The following is a 21,542-nucleotide window of genomic DNA, read 5'->3' on the forward strand; positions in this document are numbered from 1 at the left end:
CCCCTTGCCCGTGAATCGACCACCGCCCGGTCCCCGTTACCCGGCGACCTTCGGCGCGGCGCGCATTCCGATGTAGACGCAATCGGTGCCGTCGGTCAGGGTGGCGAACACGACGGGCAGCCAGTCGTCGCTGAACGCGCCGTCCGCGCGGCCGGCGAACACCGTGCCGGACACGGCGACCAGGTCCGACTCGATGGGCGGCGCGAGCCCGGCCATGCCGTCGACGAACGCGTACCGCAGACGGGCGACGCCGTCGCGCTCCGAAACGGTGATCTCCACGCCCTCTCGCCGGTAGACGCCGGCGCGGCGGCCGAGCGCGACCGGCAGCGGCTGCGCGGGCGGCCCGAACGGTTCCGGCATCCGGACGCCGGCGAGTTCGTGCAGCAGTTCCCGGAACAAGCCGGAGTACAGCCGGCGAGCGCCACCGCCGTTGGTCAGCAGCACGACGGCGACGCCGGCCTCCGGCACCACGCGGAGAAAGCCGTACTGGCCGATGGTGGCGCCGTCGTGACCGAAACCGGGGGTGACGTCCCAGTCGTAGAGCGTCCAGCCCAGTCCCCAGCCGTCGGAATCGACGGTCCACTTGTCGGGGCAGTCCGTCTCGCGGTGTTGCATCGCTTCGGTGGTTTCCCGGCGCAGCAGGCGGGTGCCGTCCGGGGCGGTCCCGCCGTCGAGGTGCAGGCGGGCGAGCCGCAGGACGTCGGCCGCGGTGGCGCACAGGACCCCGCCGTACGGGCCGGCCGAGCGCGGCAGCGGGTTCCAGGCCGGCGCCGGCTCGGGGTCGGCTCCCCCTTCGCCGAGGTGTCCCATCGCGGCCCGGAACCGCAGCACGTCTTCGGGCAACGTCACCGTGTGGGTGAGGCCCAGGGGTGCGCAGAGCCGCTCCCGGAGCGCGTCGTCCCAGGTCCGGCCGGTGAGCACCTCGACGATCCGGCCGAGCACGTTGTAGCCGACGCTGCTGTAGGAGATCGCCGTCCCGGGTGGGCAGTCGAGCGGGACGTCGCGGGCGGCTTCGACGTACGCGGCGAGGCAGTCGTCGCCGCGCCCGGTGTCGCGGGTGAAGTCGCAGGTGAGCCCGCTGGTGTGGGACAGCAGCTGCCGGGCGGTGATCGTCTTCGACGCGGCCGGGTCGGCGACGGTGAAGTCCGGCAGGACGTCGCGGACCGGGGCGTCGAGATCGAGCTTGCCTTCTTCGGCCAGCTGCATGACGAGCGTCGCGGTGTGGATCTTGGTGATGGAGCCGACCTGGAACACCGAGTCGGTCGTCACCGCCACTCCGGTGCCCCGGTGCAGCACCCCGGTGGCGAATTCGTGCACGTCGCCGCCGGTGAGCACGGCAAGGGCCGCCCCGGGGACGTGGTGAGTGGCGCGCAGTTCGTCGAAGCGGCGCTGCCAGTGGTCGTGGTCGAAGGTCATGGGTCGATCGCTCCTTGCGTACAGCGTTCCGGGTATGAGAACACTGTACGCAGATTGGTTTGGCGTGCGCAAGGGGCGCACGGCGTGCGCTACAGTGGCGTTCCGAGAGGAGGCTCGATGGCGGCCGAAGAACCCGTGGTGTCGGTGTGGACGCGCCCGCGGCGACGCAAGGAGCAACCCGCGCTGAGCCGCGCGCAGATCGTGGCGGCGGCGCTCGAACTGCTGGACGCGCAAGGGCTCGAGGCACTGAGCATGCGCACGCTAGGGGCGCGGCTGGACGCGGCCGCGACGTCGCTGTACCGCCACGTGGCCAACAAGGACGAGCTGCTGGAACTGGTCGTCGACGAGGTCTACGGCCAGATCGAGGTCCCGGACGTCTGGGGCGTCGACTGGCGGCGCGCGGTGACGACCTGCGCCGAAAGCGCGCGGGCGGCGCTGCTGCGGCACGCGTGGATCGCGTCGGTGCTCGGCCAGACCGGGCTGGCGTACCTGGGGCCGAACGTGATGCGCCTGAACGAGCGGATGCTGGCCCTGTTCGAGGCGGCCGGGTTTTCCCTGGCCGAGGCCGACGACGCGTTGAGCGCGGTGATGGCCTACGTGATCGGCACGGCGACCACGGAAGCGGCGTGGCTGACCACGGTCTCCCGCAGCGGCCACTCGGAGCAGGAGTGGCTCGACCGGCTGCGGCCGGCGTTGACGGAGGCGACGAAGCCGTACCAGCGGCTGCACGCACTCGCCACCGCCCAGGGCGACGACGCCGCGAAGACCCGCGGCGACAGCTTCCACTACGGACTGGACCGCCTGCTGGACGGGCTGGCCGCCCACCTCACCGGGCGGTGACACCGCCCGGCGGGCGGCATCCGCGAGGTCGCCCGCCAGTACCGTTCGCGGCGCCCGTCGTGCGGCGTCGACGGCCGGGCCGCTACTGCCGCGCGAGCGCCCACGGCATATGTTTTTCGGCAAGCGCCCGGCTGAACGGGCGCACCAGTTCCTGCAGTTCGGCGCAGGCCGGCTCGCCGATGTGGGCGTAGGGCGCCACGCTGTTCTCGTCGGTCGCCTTCTCGATGTCCGCTCGACGGGCCGCGCCCGCCGGTGTGAACGTCGGGTCGGCGTCACCGGTGAGCCAGTCACGCTCACGGAGGCCGGCGACGGCCCGGTTCCAGTCCTCTTCGGACCACGACCGGGAGGTGCGCAGGGTCTCGGCGGGGACGGCGCCGGAAGCAGCGTGGGTGACGAGGGCTTCGATGCCGCTCAGGCCCGCCGTCAGCAGGGCTGCGACGTGCGCGTCGCCGCGGTACTCCCGGAGCAGGGTCTGCGCGTGCCACAGAACCAGGTGCGGCTCGGTGGGCCACGACAAGGCCGCATGGGCGGCGAAGAGCGGGCGGCCGGCGACGTCGCCGGCGATCGTCTCGGCGGCCTCCCGCCCCAGCGCGGCGGCCCGGTGCAGCTCCGGCGAGCCGATCGCGTCGCCCAGTGCGCCCCGCAACGCCCGGTCGGCCGCGGCGTAACGCGCGGCCAGCACGGCACCCGGGTCGGTGGTGGACCAGGCGGCGGTGATCGACTCCCGGACGAGATCCGGGTTGAAGTTGTAGAAGGTCGCGACCACGACCGGCGCCGGAACCACGCCGAGCGCCGCGGATCTCGACGCGAAATAGCCGGCGCGACCGGTGAGACCGAGTTCCCCGTAGGCGGCAGCGGCTTCCGGGGCGAAGTAGATCATTCCGTGGTAGGGCTCGAGAAGTCGCCAGGTCCGGCGCGCCACTTCGATCACGCGGTCAACGTACCATCCGGTCGGTACGGAGCGGGTCTTTTGCGCCCGCGACGATCCGGCGCATCCCGCCCGTGCTCTAGGATCTCGCGGTGGCTTCGACGAATCCCCAGCGCGGCCAGGGCGCCGGGCTTTGGCCGATCAGGAGACACCTCGTCGCAGTGGTCTTGATCGGTCTCGGCGTGTTCGTGGTCGCGGCGGTGTTGTTGTGGCTGGCGGTGGGCCTGCCGGCGGCACCGAGCCCGGACACCAGGCTGAACATCATCAAACTCGCGTTGTCGGTGGTGGCGGGCGTCGGCGGGGTGGTGGCGCTGGTGGTCGCCTACCGCAAGCAACGGATCGGCGAGGTGGCCGAAACCCGCGAGCGCGTCAAGGTGCTGAACGAACGCTTCGCCGGCGCGTGCGCCCAAATCGGCCACGAAAAGCCGGCTGTCCGGCTCGCCGGGGTGTACGCCATGGCCAGCCTGGCCGACGAGTGGGTCGAGCAGCGCCAGGTGTGCATCGACGTGCTGTGCGCGTACCTGCGCATCCCGTATGAACCCGCGCTGGATTCGCCGTGGTACCACGATGAGGAATCCGAAGTGCGCCTCTCGATCACGAGCGTGATCAGCGATCACCTGCGCCCCGGCGCACCGGTCAGCTGGCAGGGCCACGAGTTCAACTTCCTCCGCGCGGTATTCCGTTCCGCGGATTTCGCGGACATCCGGGTAACGGGCGGCCGCCTCCTGTTCAGCTTGGCCCGCTTCCCCGGCGGCTGGACGTCGTTCGACGGAATGCACGTGAGCGGCGGCGAAGTCTGGTTCGGCGGCGCCGAGTTTTCCGGCAAGGCCAGGGTGACGTTCGACAAGGCCGAGTTCAGCGGCGGCCGCGTCCAGTTCGAAGGAGCCTCCTTCACCGGCGGCGAGGTATCCTTCCGCGGCGCCAGATTCACCGGCGGCGAAGTCGACCTTTCCCAGGCCGGCACCGACGACTACCTGGCACCACCGGTGTTCGACAAGTGGGACACCCCACCGGCAGGCCTCCTGTTGCCCGGCGCCTGAACGTCCGCTGCACCTGGCTCACCGCGGATACGGTGGTGCCTCAGGGGCCTCTGATCGAGCGCACGCATCCGGGCCGCGTTCGACCGGCCGGCGAATTCAGTCGCCGTCGAGGTGCAGTTCGTACGCCTCGTGCGCCGCACACTCCCGCGCAAGGCCGAGGACACGCTGCAGGAGATCGCTCACCTCGCGGTCACCGGACGCGGCGAGCTCGGCCGTCACCTCGGAAATGAACCGGGGCATGTCGGCGCGGGTCAAGATCAGCGTCTTGCACGGGTCCACGCGGCCGAGCATCGGCCGCCGGCTCGACGTGCACAGCCGGGCGAACCGGTCCCCCGGATCCAGGACGATCTCCACCGGGCGCACCTGGCGCCCCTTCGGGCTGGTGCCCCGCTGCCGCACCGTCATCAGCAACACGTCAACGCCCACGTCAGTCCTCAGCTCCGGTGGCGGGAAACCGCTGACCGCGCCGCCGGTCGAGGTCAGCCCAGGTGGTCAGGCCGTCGAGGTCGAGCACCGGCATCGTCGCCCCGTCCGGGGCCCAGGTGGCGAGAAACCCATCCTGTGCCGCGAAGTCGACCAACTCGACTCGTGCCCCGATGCTGTCGAGACGATGGTAGGTGAAGGACCGACCGTAGACACGTCAGAATGCGGTGCGGGTGTCGCTTCGTGGGTCTCCGCGCACGACGCGGTGTTCGTAGAGACTTGCCTTCGCCGTGCGGCGCCAGGGCCGTGCGAGCCGGACGGCCACGTCGATGTCGGCGTCCGGCGCGGCACGATCGAGCTCCGCGACGGCGAGGCCAGGACGCCCGTCGCCGTGACAGCGTCCGATCCACCGGCCGCCGGGTGCGACGATGCCTGCCGGAGCCGTCGCGCTGAACTGAGCCGGGACGGAGTAGCCGACCCAGTAGTTGTAGAGCGTCCCGTACGCCTGGGCCACGACCGATCTCGGCGCGTCATCGACCATCACCGATGCCAGCACGCAGTCGACGTCCAGGCGTTCGTACTCGGCGAACAGTTCGGGGAAGTTGACCTCGATGCAGAGCACGCAACCGAATCGGAAGCCGTCGACCTCGAACACCAGCGGCGCCACTCCCGGCGTGTACAGGTAGCTGATCTCGGTGTGCGACAGGTACCGCTTGTCATAGCGGCCGACCAGCTCACCTTGGTCGGAGACCACGTACAAGCTGTTGTGCGGACGGTTCGCCCCGGACAACCGGTGGATCGAGCCGAACACCGTCCAGATGCCGAGTTCACCCGCGAGATCCGCGACAGCCTCGGCCTCTTCTCGCATGACGTCCCAAGCGGCACGCGACCAATCCGCCTCGGTCAGCTCCTCCATGCCGCCGCTGGACACCGCGTACTTGCTGGGATACGTGATCGCGCCCTCCGGGAACTGCACGAGCCGGGCACCCGCGGCGCTCGCCTCCCGCATCAGAGCACGGATCTCGGCTCCGCTCGCACGAAGAGCGTCCCGATCCGCCGGATCCTCGGGCACCGTGCTCTGCGCGACCGCCAACCGCAGCTTCTGATTCATCCGGCCAGCTTGGCAGACCCGAACCGGGCCGTCCTGTGTTCGCATTCGGTGTAAGTCTCGCGGTCCATGCCGCCGGGGAGGTAGTCGGCACCGGAGAAACCGTTGCGGTATCGGGCCACGTACAGCGGGTCCTCGCCACCGTCGAGCATGCGGCGGCCAAGTCACCGATCATGCATCCGGCGGCGCCTCCGGGCTCGAACGGGCGGCACTGGTCGGATCGGTACGCCCGACGTACATTGCTCGCGCGCGTTCGCCGGTGTCATCCGGACGGATCCGCCGACCGGGGATGGGCGCCAAGCAGACGGACGGCACCCGTCGCGCGGGCACCGAGCCGGGACCCGGCGCGGGTCACGGCTCGGTGCCCCAGGCCAGGGCACCCGACTGGTAGGCGGTGGCGGTGGCGAGGTCGGCGAAGGACGCCGCCGCGCGGTAGCTGTGGTCGTTGGCCTGGTTGAACGGTGACCAGTCGGTCTTGGCGACCCGGACCTGGATCTCGCCGGTGCTCGCGCCCGCCGGGAGGGTGCCGTTGCCGAGGCTGATCTCGACGTACGCGTCGGCGCCCGGGCGCGGCGTACTCACCTTCACCACGCGCACGGTCACGGTGCCGCAGCCGAGCACCGCGTAGTCGCACCAGACCTGGTAGCCCGGGTTGGCCGCGTCACCGGTGAACCAATACCGCGCGGTGACGCTGTTCAGGGCAACGGGCGCGGTGCCCCGGTTGACGATCTGGAGGCCGGTGCGGATCTGGTTGCCGGTGGCGGCGCCGTCTCCGCGTTGCTGCACCGCGAGCGAGCCGGTGCCGGTGTTGCCGCCGGGGGTGGTGGTGACCGAGACCGGGCCGCCGGCCGGGGACTGGTTGCCGGCGGCGTCGCGGGCGCGGACCGAGAACGTATACGCCGTGCCGGGCGTGAGGCCGGTGATCTGGAAGCCGGTGCCCGTGGTGGTGCCCACCACCGCACCGGCCGCGTTCAGCACGTCGTACCCGGCGACGCCGACGTCGTCCGTGGCGGCGGTCCAGGTGAGGCTGACGCTCGTGCTGCCGGGCGTGGCGGTGATCCCGGTGGGTGCGGCAGGCGGGGTGGTGTCCCCTGTGGACTGTCCGGGTTGGCTGCCCCACAGCACCGCGGAGCCTTGCGCCAGCACCAGTTGCGGGTTGTTCACGGGTGCGGTTCCGCTGGGGGCCAGTCCGGTGTGCGACCAGTCGTTGGCGGGGTCCCAGGTGCCGGTGCTGCTGATCCGGAACTGCACCTCCTTCCGGTAGCGCGACTGACCGCCGGGCGCGACGCCGCCGGAGCACGGCACGTCGACGTAGTACACCGGGCCGGAGAACTGGCGCACGACCGGCGCGTCGCACTGGTTGTACGCGGAGGTCACCGAGATCTGGCCGGGCGTGGTGGCGCCGTCGAGGGTGAAGTAGTAGCGCAGCGAGCCGGTGAACGGGCGGGCCGGCCACGCCGACTTGTTGAGCACGTACGCCTTGACCTCGGTGAACGCACCGCCGTCGGGCTGGTTGAGCGCACCCTGCGCCAGGATCTCCGGGCCGTCCGGGGTTTCCTTGGGCGGGAAGTTCGCCAGTGGTGCGCCGCCGTACTCGCCGTACAGCCGGGCCAGTGCGCCGGTGAAGCCGGCGTTGTAGTCGAGCGCCACCTCGTTCATGGTGTAGTTGCTGCGGTCGTCGGTGTACGCGTCGTTGGCCGAGCTGGGACCGCCGACGAGCGCGCCGTACAGGACGTGCCGGTTCACGGCGGGTTCCACGATGCTGTCGGCCCAGGATCCGTGCGCGGTGCGGTGGTGCGGGTTGCGGGGCGGGTTGACGCCGAACCCGACCTCGTAGCTCGCGCCGCGCGGGTTGTCGCCGAGCGCGTAGTTGATCTGCCGCACGGCGAAGTCGTGGTACGTGGTGGCGCGGGCGGGGTCGGTGGTCCGCAGCCAGTCCGAGTAGGCGAGCGCGACGAACGCGGTGTTGGCGGCGTACCGCAGCGAGCCCCACTGGTCGAGCACGGCCTGGCCGCCCGGGGAGTAGGGCACGCGCTGCCCGTTGACGCCGGTGGTCCACCAGTCCAGCCAGCGGTTGGCGTCGGCGACGTACTCGGCATCGCCGGTGAGCTGCGCGAGCAGGACGTACGCGCCGTAGGACTTGTCGTCCCAGGCCAGCGTCCAGCGGTACGAGCGGGTCGAGGTCTGCGGCTCGGTGGCCAGCTTCGCGTACTCGGCGCGCGCCTTGGTCAGGTAGCCGGCGTCGCCGGTGGCCTTGTAGAGCCAGATCGCGCCCCACACCAGCTCGTCCTGGTAGCCGCTCCAGGACTTGTAGAAGCTCTGGGCGTCGGTGATGCAGTTGGAGTAGGCGCCCCGGTAGTTGTCCGCGAACGAGTAGAGCTGCTTGGCGTGGGTGAGCAGGGTGGCCGCGTAGGCGGGGTCGTCGGCCCGGAAGACCAGTGAGCCGGCCGCCAGCTGCGCGGCGCCTTCGCCGGCGAGATCGGACCCGGGGCACGAGGTGTCGACGCGGTAGGAGGGGCGGGCCATGGTCATGGTTTCGGCGGGACCCCACCACTTGTGGTCGTCGTCGCCCTTGCCGACCTGGCCGTAGAGCACGTTGGGCTGGGGGTGCGCCTTGATCAGCCAGTCGTTGCCCCAGCGCAGGTTCGAGAGCAGGTACGGCCACTGCCCGGAGTCCTGGTAGGCGGCGCGGTTCTCCAGCGCACCCCAGGCCAGCATGCTCATGCTGAACTCGAAGGGCAGCCCGAACTTCACGTGGTCGCCGGCGTCGTAGAACCCGCCGGTCAGATCCAGGCCGGCGTCCTTGCCGTCGTCGAGGGCCGACGGGCCGCGCCACGCGACCCGGTTGCCGGCGGGCAGCGCACCGGAGCGCTGCGCGTCGTAGAACCAGATCGCCTTCTGGAGGGCCTCGCCGTAGGCGAACTTGCCGGTGGCGGCGCGGGCGGCCGGCGACAGGCCGGGCAGCACCACCGTCAGGCCGAGCACGAGGAGCGCCACGAGCGCCCGGGACACCCACTTCATCGTCGAAGCGTGCACTCCGCCTCCTCGGTTCTGGGAGCGCTTCCGGATCGACGGTAAGGACGCGTCTCCTCCCTGTAAAGCATCACGGCTTCCGATAGGCGGTTCGGCGGCACGACAGGCTGCCATCCGTCGTAATTCGCGCTCCGGAGAGGTCGCCTCGGGAGACCAACGCGCCACGCGATACTGGGAGCGTTCCCAGGATTCGCAGCGCCGGAAGTGGACCCGCTCCCGGGTGCCGCGGTCTTCAACGGGGTGGCCGTCGAGCCGAGCCCGGCCGTCCAGGCTCACCCGCGGGCATGGAATCCGGCCGGCCGCAATCCCCGGAAATCGTGGACACCGCAATTCGGAAATCCGCCCGAGGCATAGAAATACTGTGCCCGCAAATCCATCCCCGGGCATATCTTCCTATCGGCCGCAACAGTATTGACAAGAATCACTGAACTTGACAGTGCCGTGGAGTCTCCTTATGGTCGTCCGGGTTCCCGCCGGTCGATATTCGAAGGTGTCCATGACCATGCCACCAACGCTGCCGAAGTTCCGGCAGCAGTTGATTCTTGCCGTTCTGATGGTGTGTTCGCTGCTGATTTGGCTGGACAACACCGTCCTCAGCATCACCCTGGAAACCCTCGCCGACCCGGTCCGCGGACTGGGCGCCAGCCCGGCCGAGCTGCAATGGGCCACCGGTGCCTACACCCTCGTCTTCGCCACCTTGATGTTCACGGCCGGCGCACTGGGCGACAGTTTCGGCCACCGGAACGTGCTCGCCGTCGGTTTGGTCGTCTTCGGCGCGGCCTCGATCTGGGCGGCGTACGCCGGCGGTGCCGGCCAGCTGATTGCCGCCCGTGCCGCAATGGGCGTCGGCGCCGCCCTGATCATGCCCGCCAACTTCGCCATCCTGCTGTGGACCTTCACCGGCCCCGGGCGGGCCACCGCAATCGCCATTTCCTCGACGTCGACCGGAGTCGGAATGGCCGCGGGCCCGGTGCTGGCCGGAGTTCTGCTCAGCCATTTCTGGTGGGGGTCGGTCTTTCTCGTCAACGTCCCCGTTGTCGTGCTGGCGCTGGCCGGGATCGTCCTGCTGGTCCCCAATTTCCGCAGCCCCACCGTGCGACCGCTGGACCCGGCCGGGATCCTGCTGTCGATCACCGGGCTCGCGGCGTTGACCTACGGCCTGATCCGCGCGGGGCAGGTGGACGACTGGAGCCGCTGGGACGTCTGGGCGCCGATCGCGGCCGGGCTCGTCCTGCTGGCCGCCTTCGTGCTCGTCGAACTGAACACCAGGCAACCGAGTTTCGACCCCCGGCTGCTCGCGCAGCGGGCGTTCGGTGGCGGCAACGCGGCCATGGCCCTGCTGCTGTTTTCCGTGGCCGCCGTCACGTTCTACAACGCGTTCTACCTGCAGGGAGCATTGGGCTACTCGCCGATGAAGGCCGGCTTGGCCAACGTTCCGACCGCGGTCGGCGCCGTCGTGGGGGCGCCGCTGGGCGCCCGGCTGGTTCGCCGGTGGTCGCTGCGCCCGGTCGCCGTGCCGGCGCTCGCGGTGGCGGCGTTCGCCATGGGCGCGGTCGGGTTCTTCGACCTGGACACCCCGCTCCTCTGGATCGGGGCCCTGTTGCTGGTGCAGGGCCTTTCCGTCGGCATGGTGCTGGCCCCGGTGACGGGAGCGCTGATCAGCAGCCTGCCGCTGGAACAGTCCGGCGCCGGGTCGGCCGTCACCAACACGGCGCGGCAGGCCGGCAGCGTGATCGGGATCGCGGTGGGCGGCACGCTCATGTCGATCGCCTACCGAGACGCGATCGAACCCTCGGTGAGCGGTGTCCCGGCGGCGCTGCAGGACAGCGTCCGGGTTTCCGCGGAGCAGGCCCGGCACGTCGCCGCGACCCTCGACCGGCCCGCTCTCGCGCAGACCGCCGATCACGCGTTCATCCACTCCCTGCACGTCGGCGCGGTCTGGATCATGCTCATCGCCCTCGCCGCCACCGCCGTGCTGGTGTTCGCCTTGCGTCCCGCCGCACGACCGGCGAGGCCGGCGCAGGAGCCCGGCGACGGCAGCCGCTCCGGCAACCAGCCCACGCCCGCGGGCGCCGAGGTGAAGAGCCACTGACACATTCCGGCTCGCGGCGAGGGCTCCGACTCCGCCGGACCCCACCCACAACGTCATGAACGACTCTTTCCTGGCATCTGATGTCAGGAAAGAGTCGTTCATGACACCGCAGCGGAACCACACGGGACCAATGGGACATTTCGACAGCGCCGAAATGTCCCATCCCGCAAGCCGAAGGCAAATGGGAAGTCGCCGGCTGGAATTGCTGCGCAGCTGCGGTATTGACAGGTGCCGCGCCGGTGTGTCTCCTATGGTCAGCGTGGGTGCCGAGGCCGGTTCGGGGTGGACAAGTTCCCGCAACGCGTGCCATGCTCGGCTACGGGGTCGGACGCGCCGTGCTCACCCAAAGGGTCGGACCTCCGAGATTTAACGCGAGATGCTGGGGGACCACCGATATGGGTAGCGACACCCGTCAGATAGACCATTTGTTGCCTGATATACGGGACAGACGAGCTTCGGCACGGGTCGGCCTTTTCCCGTTGCACAGCGAGATCGCGGCGGCAGCAGGCAACTGTGACACCAACTTCCAGATCATGCTGGTCATCCACGATGACATCCGCCGGTACAGCATCAGGGGAATGTTTCGTTCACTCGACATCCGGCTGACCGCACAATTCAGCGCGGACGTCGAGGATCTCTCGCCGTTCTACAACGGCCAGCTGATCATTTCCTCCAGCGAAGCATCGGAGCCGGTTCCCGACGAGCTCGCCGAAAAGCTGCGCACCGGCACCATCCACGTGCTGATCCTGGTGGATCCGGCCGACGTCGTCGAGCAGTCCTGGGTCGCGCACGCGAACGGTTTCCTGGACTGGGCCGACCTCCGCCCCGAGACCTTGCGCGAGGCGATCGTCGACGTGGAGGCCGGCCGGTTCCACGTGTCGGCGTCGCTGGCGCGGCGCTCCGTGACGGCATCCGACCAAGCCGGTGAGGACAACCCCTCGAAGTCCGCGTCGACGCTGGCACTGACGGCGCGGGAACAGCAGGTGCTGCGGCTGATCGCCGAGGGGCTGAGCAACCGGCAGGTCGCTCGATCGCTCAGCATCTCCGAACACGGCGTCAAACGCGCGGTCGGCATCATCTTGGCCAAGCTCAACTGTCCGAACCGGACTCTTGCGGTGGTCCGGGCCATCGAGTCGGGGCTCCTCGTGATGTGAGGCGCCGGGTGCTCCTGGGCCCTGGCGAGCGCGGCACCTGCGGCCAGGTCGTGTTCCGTGCCGACGCACCGGACCCGGACAAGCCGAAAGCTTTCCCGTCACCGGGCCGGTGTGGCCTGCGGGGCGGTGAACGGCGTCAGGCCGGTGCGCCAAGCGCCGTCGAGGTCGGCGCCGGGCGGGAACCGGCCGTCGAGTTCGAGGATGACCATCCCGTGCGCGAACGCCCAGACCGCGCGGGCCCGGTCCGGGTCGCCGCCGACCGCGCGGACCAGCGGCAGCGCCGCGGCCTCCTCGACTCCGGGCGGCAGGAGGCGCCGCGGGAGCGGGCCGGAGTTCATCAGCCGGTAGCGGTGCGGGTGGGCCAGTGCGTAGGCGCGGTAGGTCGCCGCGAGTTCGGGCAGCGAGCCGGCCCGGGACAGCGCGGTCGCCAGCTCGCGCATGGCGAACGCGATCACCTGCGCTTCGACCGCGCCCTTGTCCGGGAAGTGCTTGTAGAGCGACGGCGCGCGGATGCCCAGCCGTTCGCCGAGCGCCCGCATGGTCAGCGCCGCGGAGCCGCCTTCGTCGATCAGCGCGCGGGCCGCGTCGACGATCTGCTCAGTTCGCTCGGACACGCCGGCTCCCGTCGCGCTCGCGCAGGCCGTAGCCGAAGGCGCGGTCCAGGGCGATGTGCGCCAGCCAGCCGAGTCCCGCCGTGAACACCGGGACCCACTCCCCCAGGCCGCCGGCGCTGTAACCGGCCAGCACGGCCAGCGGGATCCACGGCCGGTGCGCGAGGTTGTACCAGGGCACGGCCTTCGGCGACAGCTTGCCGTGACCGGCCGCACCGGCGCCGATCACCATCGTCAGGTCCGGCACGATCAGCAGCAGGAGCGCGGCGATCAACGCCGGGCCGCCGTGGTTGACCACCTCGAGCCGTCAACTCGATACCCCGGAGTAACCTGTGCGTTACATCTTGACGTCGTCGGGGTTATCGTTCACAGTCCTTGGGTGCAGGCAGCCGGACCGCCTGCCGATCATCGACTCCTTCGACATTTTCTGTTCCCTCCCGCATCTTCGTCGAAAATGTTAGCGCTAACACGCACCTTGAAAGGAATCCCGCTATGTCGGTTGGGTTTGCACGCACTGCGAGGTGGCGTCGCCGGTGGCGGTCGGGGTTGGCTGCGGCGGCAGTCGTGGCGTTCGCGGGCGGGCTGCTCACGGTGGCCACGACGCCGGCGTCAGCCGCCACTGTGGACACTGCCGCCTGGTATGTGCTGGTGAACCGCAACAGCGGCAAGGCTCTCGACGTCTACAACTTCTCCACCGCCGACGGCGGCAACGTCGTCCAGTGGAGCCGCACCAACAGCAATAACCAGCAGTTCCAGTTCGTGGATTCCGGTGGCGGTTACTACCGGGTCAAGGCGCGGCACTCGGGCAAGGTGCTCGACGTGTCCAGCTGGTCGGCAGCCGACGGTGCGGCCATCCATCAGTGGACTGACGGCAACGGCGCGAACCAGCAGTTCCGGTTGGCCGACTCCGACAGCGGCTACGTGCGCCTGATCAACCGCAACAGCGGCAAGGCGGTCGAGGTGCAGAACGCGGCGACCAACGACGGCGGCAACGTTGTGCAGTACAGCGACTGGGGCGGTACCAACCAGCAGTGGCAACTCGTCCGCGTCGACGCGGGCACCGGCACGTGCGCTCTTCCGTCGACCTACCGCTGGACCTCCACCGGCCCGCTGGCCAACCCGAAGCCGGGCTGGGTGGCCCTCAAGGACTTCACCAACGTCGTCTACAACGGCAAGCACATCGTCTACGGCACAACGCACGACAACGGATCGAGCTGGGGCTCGATGAGCTTCAGCCCCTTCACGAACTGGTCCGACATGGCCACCGCCGGCCAGAACACGCTGTCCATCGGTGCCGTCGCGCCGACGCTGTTCTACTTCGCGCCCAAGAACATCTGGGTGCTCGCCTACCAATGGGGCGGGCCGACGTTCTCCTACCGCACCTCGAGCGACCCCACCAACCCCAACGGCTGGTCCGCGCCGCAGACGCTGTTCACCGGCACCATCGCCGGTGGAGCCCCCCTCGACCAGACCATCATCGGCGACAACACGAACATGTACCTGTTCTTCGCCGACGACAACGGCGGCATCTACCGCGCGAGCATGCCCATCGGGAACTTCCCGGGCAGCTTCGGCTCGTCGTACACGAAGATCATGAGCGACACGCCGCTCAACCTGTTCGAAGCGGTCGAGGTCTACAAGGTCCAGGGCCAGAACCAATACCTGATGATCGTCGAAGCACGGGGCACGAACGAGCGGCGCTTCTTCCGGTCGTTCACCGCCACCAGCCTGAACGGCTCGTGGACCCCGCAGGCCGCCACCGAGAGCAACCCCTTCGCCGGCAAGGCCAACAGCGGCGCCACCTGGACCAACGACATCAGCCACGGCGACCTGGTCCGCACCAACCCCGACCAGACCAAGACCGTCGACGCGTGCAACCTGCAGCTGCTCTACCAGGGCCGTGACCCCGGCTCAGACGGCCTCGACTACGGCCTCCTGCCGTACCGGCCGGGCCTGCTGACGCTGCAGCGCTAGCGATCGAAAACGGGGAAACCGGCGCGGGCGGGTTCGGAGCGGCACCGAGCCCGCCCGCGCCGTGGCCGGACTGGCTTTCAGACCTTCGCTGACGACACTTTCGCACTTCTCGGGAAACCGGCCGGAAACGCTGCGGCCGCCCGATCGTGGGGGAAGATCCCGGTGTCCGGCCGCACCTTCGTTCTCCCAGACAGGAATGTGCCATGAACAAAGTCGAAAAAATGGCTTGTACCCGGCTTCCCGGCCACGGCTCGGGCGGTGCCGCCCTGGAAGTCCTGCCGCAGATCAGCGGCCCGGTGTCGTGCGCCGACGTCGCCGCGACCTTCCTCCGCGACGCGGCCGTCCTGGCGCGGGAGTACGCCCGGCAGACCACTCCCCGCATCCTCGCCACCCACGACTTCGGCTTCGCGTCACGCCGCCCGGGCACGCCGTCCCACTCCGGCGCCGAGCTGTCCGGCGAGGCGATGTCCGTCGACGCGCTGACGTCGCTGATCAGCTGAAGGCCTCCTCCGTAAGAGATCGGTAACCACCCGCCGGACGTCGCCGGGCGATTCGTCCGGTTGACTGAACCGGCAGCCGACGATCACGGAGGAAACCCGAGATGAACCGCACGCGGCGCCGGCTCGGCCGGCCCTGGGTCCTGGGCGTCCTGGCGGCGGGTGTGGTCGCCGTCGCGGCGGGACTGTTCTGGTTCCAGCCCTGGCAGCTGGTGGTGGACGAGACCGTGCAGGAGGGACTGCCGGCCGCCGCGCCGGCGTCCGCGCCCGTGTCCGCGCCGGTGTCCGTGTCCGCGCCGGTGTCCGCGCCGCCGCCGCGGTCCGCACCTCCGTCGCCGTCCTCCTCCCCGGCCCCGCCCACCGAACTCGCCGGCGGCCGCCTCCTCAGTCACGAACACCGGACCACCGGCACGGTCCGGATCCTGCGGGCGGCCGACGGCTCGCTCGTGCTGCGCCTGGAGAACCTCGACACCAGCAGCGGCCCCGACGTGCGCGTCTGGCTCACCGACGCGCCGGTGAAACCGGGCAAGGACGGCTGGGCCGTCTTCGACGACGGCAAGTACGTCGACCTGGGCAAGCTGAAGGGCAACAAGGGAAACCAGAACTACCCGCTGCCCGCCGGCACCGACCTGGCCGCCTACACCAGCGTGAGCGTCTGGTGCGACCGGTTCAACGTCTCCTTCGGCGCGGCGGAGCTGACCCGGCAGGCGACCTGACGCGCACCGGATGCTCACTCCGAGCGCAGCGTGTCCAACCGGGTCACCTGCCGCAGCAACGGCATCGTCAGCGCGGTCACCAGCAGGACCGCCGCCACCGTGGTCCCCGCCAGTGCGAGCAGCACCGGGACGTCGATGATCATCGACCGGTCGGCGAGCCGCAGGATCGGCGCGGCCAGCCCGAGCCCCGCCGCGACCGCCAGCACCACGCCGACCACCACCGGGATCCCGGTCTGCCACAACGCTCCGCGAGCCAGCACCCCGATCGGCACGCCGGCCGCGGACAGCGCCGCGAGCGGCCGCCGCCGTTCGCTGATCTGCTCGATCGACAGCATCAGGAGGCTCATCGCGGCCACCGCGAGCACGAACAGCGACGCGGCGATGAGCACCGAGCGGAAGCTCGCCACCATCCGCTGGTCGCGTGCGGCGTAGTCGGTCAGGTAGTCGCTGCTGCTGACCGTGGCGTTCCACGCGAGCGGGCCGACCGCCCTCGCGACGTTGTCCGCCAGCACCTCCGGGTCGCCGGCGCCCGCCACGTAGACCGCGACCGCCGAGTCCGGGAGGGTGAGGCCGCCGAGCGCACCGGGCGTGACCAGCAGGCTGTCACCCGTGATCGTGCCGCCCGGCCGCACCAGCCGGATGTTCCCCGGGACCGTCCACTCCGGACCGAGCACGTCCCGGCCGTGGGAAAAGCCCTGCAGCCGCAGCCGGCCGGACGGCGCCGCGCCGCCCTCGGCCGGCACGACGTAGAACACATCGCCGTCGGTGCAGCCGCCGATGTCCACCCGCGCCTTGAGCGCCACGCAGTCGCCGACCACGCCGTAGTGCCGCCCTTGCCCGGACCGGAACGCCAGGCTGCGGGCCGGGTGCGTCCCGGTCACCCCGGCCGCCGAGGTCACCAGACCGGCGACTTCGGCCTCGTGCGCGGCGGTGGTGTGCACCCGCACCGGGACGGCGGCCACCCCGGCCGGCGACTCCCACCGGTCGCCACCGCCGAGCGACGTGATGACGCCCTGGATCAGGATCGTGCCGGCCAGCACGACGACCAGGCCGGACACCACCCGGCTGGCGGTCCCGCTGTCCAGCTGCAGCCGCCGGATCGCCAGCTGCCACGACGGCGGACCGCCGTGCAGCCGCTCGACGAGCCGCTCGACCAGCCACGGCAGCAGGGCCGCCACGCCCACCAGCAGGAACACGCTGCCCACCGCGAGCGCCAGCGCGCCGGCGGTGTCACCGTTCCCTCGCTCGAAAGCCAGGGTGGCGGCCAGGAACAGCGCGCCGGTCGCGGTGAGCGCCCAGCGCCACCACATCCGCCGCCGCATCGGCTTGCCCTGGCGGACCACGCCGAGCGGTTCCACGATCGTGCGGCGCAGCCCGAACAGCGCCGAGCCGACCGCGAGCCCGGGTACCAGCAGCACGATCACCCCGGCCAGCGGCCACGACGGGACGAAGTCCTCCGGGAAGATCCGCAGGCCGAACGGCAGGATGTCGGCGACGAACGTGCGCAGCAGGGCGAAGAACCCGATGCCGGCCGCGAGCCCGATCGCCGCCCCGACCAGGGATTCGGCCGCCGCGACCCGTTTGACCTGCCGGGCGTCCAGGCCGATCAGCCGCAGCGCGGCGAGCCGGCGTTCCCGCTGTGCCGCGCCCATCCGCGAGGCGGTGGTCACGAAGATCAGCAGCGGCAGCAGCAGCACCGCCGCGATCGGCAGGATGACGGCCAGCATGATCGCCGACAGCCCGAGCCCGGTGTAGGGCAGGCCGAACGCGTAGACCTTGGTGGCGTCGGCGCCCTCGGCCTCGATCTGCGCGGCCGGCACCCCGTAGAACGCGCTCAGATCGCCCGCGCCGGGAACGCCTTCCCGCGAGATCTGGCCGGTCACCCGCCCCGGCAGCCGCGCCTGCAGCGGACCGCCGTCCGGTGCGGCCAGTTTCGCGGCGACTTCCGGCGACACGGCGAGTTCGCCCGGCGCGGGCAGCCGGCTGAGGCCCGGCGGCACCGGCGAGTTCGCCCCGGTCGCCGCGACCGCGGTGATCTTCACGAAGTCGTCGCCCACCGGCGCGTACCAGTCGTAGGCCAGCAGCGGGGCGACGCCCGCGCGCGGCTCGGTGACCTGCCCGATCGCCGCCTTGCGTTCCGCCTGCGCGCCGGCCAGGTGGTGGACCGCCGCGGCGGCCAGGAGCACGGCGGCCGCGAGCGCGATCCCGAACGCGGTCATCGCCAGGCGCAGCAGCGCCGCGCCGGACATCCGGCCGCCCCCGACGGCCAGCCGGAGGCCCAGTGCCAGATCCCGCATCATGCGACCAGCTCCCGGTCGACCGTGCGCCCGTCCCGCACCACGATCTCGCGGTCCGAGTAGGCCGCGACGCGCGGCTCGTGGGTCACCAGCACCACCGCGGCGTGCGTTTCCCGTGCCGCCTGGGTGAGCATCCGCATGACCTTCTCGCCGTTGAGCGAGTCGAGCGCGCCGGTCGGCTCGTCGGCGAAGACCACCTTCGGCCCGGTCACCAGTGCCCGCGCCACCGCCACCCGCTGCGCCTGCCCGCCGGACACGTCCCCGGGACGGCGCTTCGCCAGATCGTCGACCTCCAGCCGGGCCAGCCATCCGGTCGCCTCGGCCTCGGCCTGCTTCCGCTTGGTCCCGGTCAGCCGCAGGGGAAGCGCGACGTTCTCGAGGCAGGACAGCTCGGGCACGAGCTGGCCGAACTGGAACACGAAGCCGAACTCGGTGCGCCGCAACGCACTCCGCCCCTTGTCGTCCATGCCGACGAGGTCGGCGCCGCGGTAGTCGATGGTTCCCGCGTCCGGCCGGACGATGCCGGCGAGACAGTGCAGCAACGTCGACTTGCCCGAACCCGACGAGCCCATGATCGCGAGCACCTCCCCCGCCGAGACCGACAACGCCGCCTCGTCGAGCGCCCGCGTCGGGCCGAACGACTTGCACAGTCCCTTGCCGGCGAGCAACGGCGTTCCCGGCCCGGTCATCAACGCACCGCCTGTTCGAGTTCACCGAGGCGCGCGGCGGTGAGCTCCAGCCACCGCAGGTCCGCCTCGAGGTGGAAGAGCGCGTGGTCGCAGATCAGCTGATCGGCGAGGTCGCCCGCGTTCTTGCGCTTGGTGAGCGCGCGCATCACGTCCAGGTGCTCGCCGCGCTGGACGTTGAGCACGTCGGTGGCGCTCCGCCCGGACAGCAGCGCCAGCACCACCTTCGTGTACAGCGTGTTCTGCAGATACGGCTGCGGGTTCTCCGGGGTGCGCAGCCACGTCTCGACATCGGTGATCCCCGCGTCGGTGATCGTGTAGCGCTTCCGCTCCGGCCCGTCGCCGCTCTCGACGCCCGCCACCTCGACCATGCCGTTGCGCAGCAGCCGCGACAGCGTCGAATAGACCTGGCCGTACGCCAGCGGGCGGTCCTGCCCGAACTGCTCGTCGTACGCCCGCTTCAGGTCGTAGCCGTGCCGCGGGCCGGCCTCGAGCAATGCGAGCAAGGTATGTGAAACCGACATCCCTGATCCCTCCTCGACCCGGAATCCCGGGACTGACGATCACTATACCGGAGGCGTATACACGGCGTGTATACGCCCTGCGAATAGCCGGACCTCGCAGGTCAGGGCGGCCATCCGGCAGAACCGGCTACTCCGCGTGCCGGGCACTGCGGCATTCAGGTCATCGGCCCGGCGTTCGGCTGACCTTCGGCAGCTTCCGGCCATTCTTGTTCTCCGATCGGCGCGAAAAACGCTAACGTGCCGGTCTTCGCGGGGGAACGGCGAAGTGCGAATGGCGCCGAGGGGGACACATGTTCGTGGGCCGGACGTCGGTCCTGGAGCTGATCGACGAGCTGACCGGACCGCGCGGCCAAACCGCTCCGGCCGGCCCGCGGCCGGTCGTGGTCCTGACCGGCTGCGGGGGTTCCGGCCGCACCGCGATCCTCCGCGAGGCGCTGCGGACCTGGCGGGACCGCACGGCTTCCGTGCTGGTCCAGCCGCTGGTGCCGGACGGCGACGGGACGTCGCTGCGGCCGTTGCTGACCTCGATCATGCTCGGCCTGGGCGTGGGCGTCGCGGGATATCCGTGACGTTTCCGCGGTCACTGGTGGCCCAGCTGGCCATCAGTGCGAATTTCGCCGGTCTGCCCCCGAGCGATCAGCTGATCCGGTTGCGGGAACGGCTCAACGAATACAAGCGGAAACCGGCGCTCGACAGTTTTCTCACCGCACTCGCGCGTGATTCGTTCGCCCTCGTGCACGTTCAGGTACCCGGGTTGTCCGAGCTGGTCCCGGGGCTGGCCGCGGAGGTCACCCGGAGCGCGCTGAACCGCCTGTACCGCGGACGCGGGCTGATGCGGTTGTCCTGGGGCGACGCCGTGGACTGGTTCCGGCACCAGGACCAGGACTTCGCCATGAACGCCGAGACGACGCTGATCGAGCTGAGTGCCCGCGCCAAGAGCGCGGACCCGCTGGTCCGCCGCAGCGTGGACGACGTGCTGGTCGCCGCGTTCCTCGCGGACCTGCGCCGCAGCCACGCCCGCGTCCGGGGGCGGCCGCCGCAGATGCTCCTGCTGCTGGACGACGGCGACGTCCCGGAGGCGGTGACCTTCGTCCGCTCGCTGCTGCGCGTGCGCCAGGCGATCGCCGGTGCCCGCCCGACGCCGGAGAACCGGCTGCCCGATCCGCTCACCGTGATCACGACCAGCGCCGGGCCGGCCGCGGCGGGCGCCGTGCCCTGGTCCGGACCCGATCCGGCCGACGCCCCGCGGGTGCGGGTCGACGTCACCGACCTGAGTGCCGCCGACGTGCTCCAGCTGTCCCGCAGCCACGACTGGACGACTTCGGAACGCACCGCGGGCGTGGCGTTCCGGCTCACCCACGGCCACGCGGCCGCGACGGAGTTCGTGCTGCACCGGCTGGGGCAGAACCCGCGGTGGCTCGACGAGCCGAACGCACTCCTGGACAGCACCGACCCGGACGAGGACGTGCGCGTCGACCGGCACCTGCTGCGGATCTTCGTCCGCGGTCTCGATCCGCAGCGGAGGCCGGACGACGCCGCGGCCGAGGCGCTGATCACGCTGGCGGCCGCCCGGGCCTGGCCGGAGGCCGGGACGCTCGTCCGCCTGCTGCCCCCGCCCTTCGGCCTCGGCTCGCCGCTCTACACCTCGCCGACGTTGTGGCCCGCTTCCGGCGACGGCGTACGGCGGCTCCACCGCTGGCCCGCTACCTCGGCCTCCGGGCGCTGGCCGCCCGGACGGACGCGCAGACCGGCTGGGAAGGCGTTTTCCGGCTGCTGCGCGGGAAGACCCATCCGGACGACCAGGCCGGGCGGTGGCACCACGAGCTGATGCTCGGCGGCCGCGCGAAAGTCGCGGACGCGCTGGCCGGCCTGCTGCCCGAACTGCCGTCCGTGCGGTGGCTGGCGCTGTTCGACGCCGTGGTCGTCACACCCGACCCGCGGGTGACCGATCTGGCGGAGATCAAGGGACTCGGCAGGCCACCGACCCCGGCCGGGCACACCGACGCGCTGCTCGGCATCGTCCCGGCACTGGAACGGGACCCGTGCGTGACGCGGCCGGAGGACATCGCGTCCCTGCGGCAGCTCGCCTGGCACGGCTTCCTGCGGCTGGCCGAAACCGAGGGTGTGGCGGACCGGCAGCCGTTCCTCGACCGGGCCGACCGCTACTCGGCGGACCGCAGCCGGTACTGACTCCGAAAGGACC

At 70.8% G+C, this 21,542-nt stretch carries 21 protein-coding genes; 10 read left to right on the forward strand and 11 right to left on the reverse strand.

Annotation, left to right across the window (positions count from 1 at the left end; translation table 11 throughout):
• Positions 1-36 precede the first annotated feature (36 nt).
• Positions 37-1,416, reverse strand: coding sequence for a serine hydrolase domain-containing protein (locus tag ACLJQE_RS33150; RefSeq protein ID WP_410643471.1), 1,380 nt, complete (start codon positions 1,414-1,416; stop codon positions 37-39).
• 117 nt (positions 1,417-1,533) lie between these two features.
• Between ACLJQE_RS33150 and ACLJQE_RS33155 the strand changes: the two genes are divergently transcribed.
• Positions 1,534-2,256 (forward strand): TetR/AcrR family transcriptional regulator, encoded by a 723-nt coding sequence (locus ACLJQE_RS33155; protein ID WP_410643472.1) that lies wholly within the window; start codon positions 1,534-1,536, stop codon positions 2,254-2,256.
• Between the two features lie 82 nt (positions 2,257-2,338).
• Here the strand turns inward: ACLJQE_RS33155 and ACLJQE_RS33160 are convergent, their stop codons facing one another.
• Positions 2,339-3,187 (reverse strand): SCO6745 family protein, encoded by an 849-nt coding sequence (locus ACLJQE_RS33160; RefSeq protein ID WP_410643473.1) that lies wholly within the window; start codon positions 3,185-3,187, stop codon positions 2,339-2,341.
• A gap of 89 nt (positions 3,188-3,276) precedes the next feature.
• Between ACLJQE_RS33160 and ACLJQE_RS33165 the strand changes: the two genes are divergently transcribed.
• Positions 3,277-4,224: a pentapeptide repeat-containing protein gene (locus ACLJQE_RS33165; protein ID WP_410643474.1), complete on the forward strand. Its 948-nt coding sequence runs from the start codon at positions 3,277-3,279 to the stop codon at positions 4,222-4,224.
• A 96-nt stretch (positions 4,225-4,320) separates the two neighbouring features.
• On the opposite strand, the gene ACLJQE_RS33170 is transcribed toward ACLJQE_RS33165, so the two are convergent.
• From ACLJQE_RS33170 to ACLJQE_RS33185, 4 genes are all read right to left on the reverse strand, one after another.
• Complete coding sequence (locus ACLJQE_RS33170; RefSeq protein WP_410643475.1) at positions 4,321-4,650, reverse strand: hypothetical protein; 330 nt, start codon at positions 4,648-4,650, stop codon at positions 4,321-4,323.
• A gap of 1 nt (position 4,651) precedes the next feature.
• Positions 4,652-4,804 carry a hypothetical protein gene (locus tag ACLJQE_RS33175; protein ID WP_410643476.1) on the reverse strand — a complete coding sequence of 51 codons (153 nt, stop codon included), beginning with the start codon at positions 4,802-4,804 and terminating at the stop codon, positions 4,652-4,654.
• A gap of 60 nt (positions 4,805-4,864) precedes the next feature.
• A complete protein-coding gene (locus ACLJQE_RS33180; RefSeq protein ID WP_410643477.1) occupies positions 4,865-5,758 on the reverse strand; it encodes a carbon-nitrogen hydrolase family protein in 894 nt (297 codons plus the stop codon).
• Between the two features lie 348 nt (positions 5,759-6,106).
• On the reverse strand, positions 6,107-8,776 hold the full coding sequence (locus ACLJQE_RS33185; RefSeq protein ID WP_410643478.1) for a glycoside hydrolase family 9 protein: 2,670 nt from the start codon (positions 8,774-8,776) through the stop codon (positions 6,107-6,109).
• 508 nt (positions 8,777-9,284) lie between these two features.
• On the opposite strand from ACLJQE_RS33185, the gene ACLJQE_RS33190 reads away from it, so the two are divergent.
• Both ACLJQE_RS33190 and ACLJQE_RS33195 read left to right on the forward strand, forming a co-directional pair.
• The gene (locus ACLJQE_RS33190) at positions 9,285-10,880 is read left to right on the forward strand and encodes an MFS transporter (protein WP_410643479.1); all 1,596 of its coding nucleotides are present in this window, start codon (positions 9,285-9,287) and stop codon (positions 10,878-10,880) included.
• Positions 10,881-11,275: 395 nt separating this feature from the next.
• Positions 11,276-12,034, forward strand: a complete 759-nt coding sequence (locus ACLJQE_RS33195; RefSeq protein ID WP_410643480.1) for a response regulator transcription factor — start codon at positions 11,276-11,278, stop codon at positions 12,032-12,034.
• Between the two features lie 98 nt (positions 12,035-12,132).
• On the opposite strand, the gene ACLJQE_RS33200 is transcribed toward ACLJQE_RS33195, so the two are convergent.
• Entirely contained in the window at positions 12,133-12,648 is a 516-nt protein-coding gene (locus ACLJQE_RS33200; RefSeq protein WP_410643481.1) for a TetR/AcrR family transcriptional regulator, read from the reverse strand.
• Positions 12,632-12,943 (reverse strand): DUF4260 family protein, encoded by a 312-nt coding sequence (locus ACLJQE_RS33205; protein ID WP_410643482.1) that lies wholly within the window; start codon positions 12,941-12,943, stop codon positions 12,632-12,634. Before ACLJQE_RS33205 ends, ACLJQE_RS33200 begins: the two co-directional genes overlap by 17 nt.
• 194 nt (positions 12,944-13,137) lie before the next feature.
• Between ACLJQE_RS33205 and ACLJQE_RS33210 the strand changes: the two genes are divergently transcribed.
• From ACLJQE_RS33210 to ACLJQE_RS33220, 3 genes are all read left to right on the forward strand, one after another.
• The gene (locus tag ACLJQE_RS33210; RefSeq protein WP_410643483.1) at positions 13,138-14,619 is read left to right on the forward strand and encodes a non-reducing end alpha-L-arabinofuranosidase family hydrolase; all 1,482 of its coding nucleotides are present in this window, start codon (positions 13,138-13,140) and stop codon (positions 14,617-14,619) included.
• A gap of 203 nt (positions 14,620-14,822) precedes the next feature.
• A complete protein-coding gene (locus tag ACLJQE_RS33215) occupies positions 14,823-15,119 on the forward strand; it encodes a hypothetical protein (RefSeq protein ID WP_410643484.1) in 297 nt (98 codons plus the stop codon).
• Positions 15,120-15,220: 101 nt separating this feature from the next.
• Positions 15,221-15,832: a DM13 domain-containing protein gene (locus ACLJQE_RS33220; RefSeq protein ID WP_410643485.1), complete on the forward strand. Its 612-nt coding sequence runs from the start codon at positions 15,221-15,223 to the stop codon at positions 15,830-15,832.
• Between the two features lie 14 nt (positions 15,833-15,846).
• On the opposite strand, the gene ACLJQE_RS33225 is transcribed toward ACLJQE_RS33220, so the two are convergent.
• Genes ACLJQE_RS33225 through ACLJQE_RS33235 form a run of 3 tightly spaced genes read right to left on the reverse strand, consistent with a single transcriptional unit; the run spans position 15,847 to position 19,339 of the window.
• Complete coding sequence (locus ACLJQE_RS33225) at positions 15,847-18,132, reverse strand: FtsX-like permease family protein (RefSeq protein ID WP_410643486.1); 2,286 nt, start codon at positions 18,130-18,132, stop codon at positions 15,847-15,849.
• The gene (locus ACLJQE_RS33230; protein WP_410643487.1) at positions 18,129-18,818 is read right to left on the reverse strand and encodes an ABC transporter ATP-binding protein; all 690 of its coding nucleotides are present in this window, start codon (positions 18,816-18,818) and stop codon (positions 18,129-18,131) included. Before ACLJQE_RS33230 ends, ACLJQE_RS33225 begins: the two co-directional genes overlap by 4 nt.
• Positions 18,818-19,339: a PadR family transcriptional regulator gene (locus tag ACLJQE_RS33235; protein WP_410643488.1), complete on the reverse strand. Its 522-nt coding sequence runs from the start codon at positions 19,337-19,339 to the stop codon at positions 18,818-18,820. The genes ACLJQE_RS33230 and ACLJQE_RS33235 overlap by 1 nt, the downstream gene beginning before the upstream one ends.
• Positions 19,340-19,629: 290 nt before the next feature.
• Between ACLJQE_RS33235 and ACLJQE_RS33240 the strand changes: the two genes are divergently transcribed.
• Genes ACLJQE_RS33240 through ACLJQE_RS33250 form a run of 3 tightly spaced genes read left to right on the forward strand, consistent with a single transcriptional unit; the run spans position 19,630 to position 21,529 of the window.
• Complete coding sequence (locus tag ACLJQE_RS33240; protein ID WP_410643489.1) at positions 19,630-19,908, forward strand: hypothetical protein; 279 nt, start codon at positions 19,630-19,632, stop codon at positions 19,906-19,908.
• Positions 19,905-21,167 (forward strand): hypothetical protein, encoded by a 1,263-nt coding sequence (locus ACLJQE_RS33245; protein ID WP_410643490.1) that lies wholly within the window; start codon positions 19,905-19,907, stop codon positions 21,165-21,167. The genes ACLJQE_RS33240 and ACLJQE_RS33245 overlap by 4 nt, the downstream gene beginning before the upstream one ends.
• Positions 21,167-21,529, forward strand: a complete 363-nt coding sequence (locus tag ACLJQE_RS33250) for a hypothetical protein (RefSeq protein ID WP_410643491.1) — start codon at positions 21,167-21,169, stop codon at positions 21,527-21,529. The genes ACLJQE_RS33245 and ACLJQE_RS33250 overlap by 1 nt, the downstream gene beginning before the upstream one ends.
• Positions 21,530-21,542: the final 13 nt, after the last annotated feature.

The sequence above is a fragment of the Amycolatopsis sp. lyj-346 genome (assembly GCF_046548975.1).
GTDB lineage: Bacteria > Actinomycetota > Actinomycetes > Mycobacteriales > Pseudonocardiaceae > Amycolatopsis.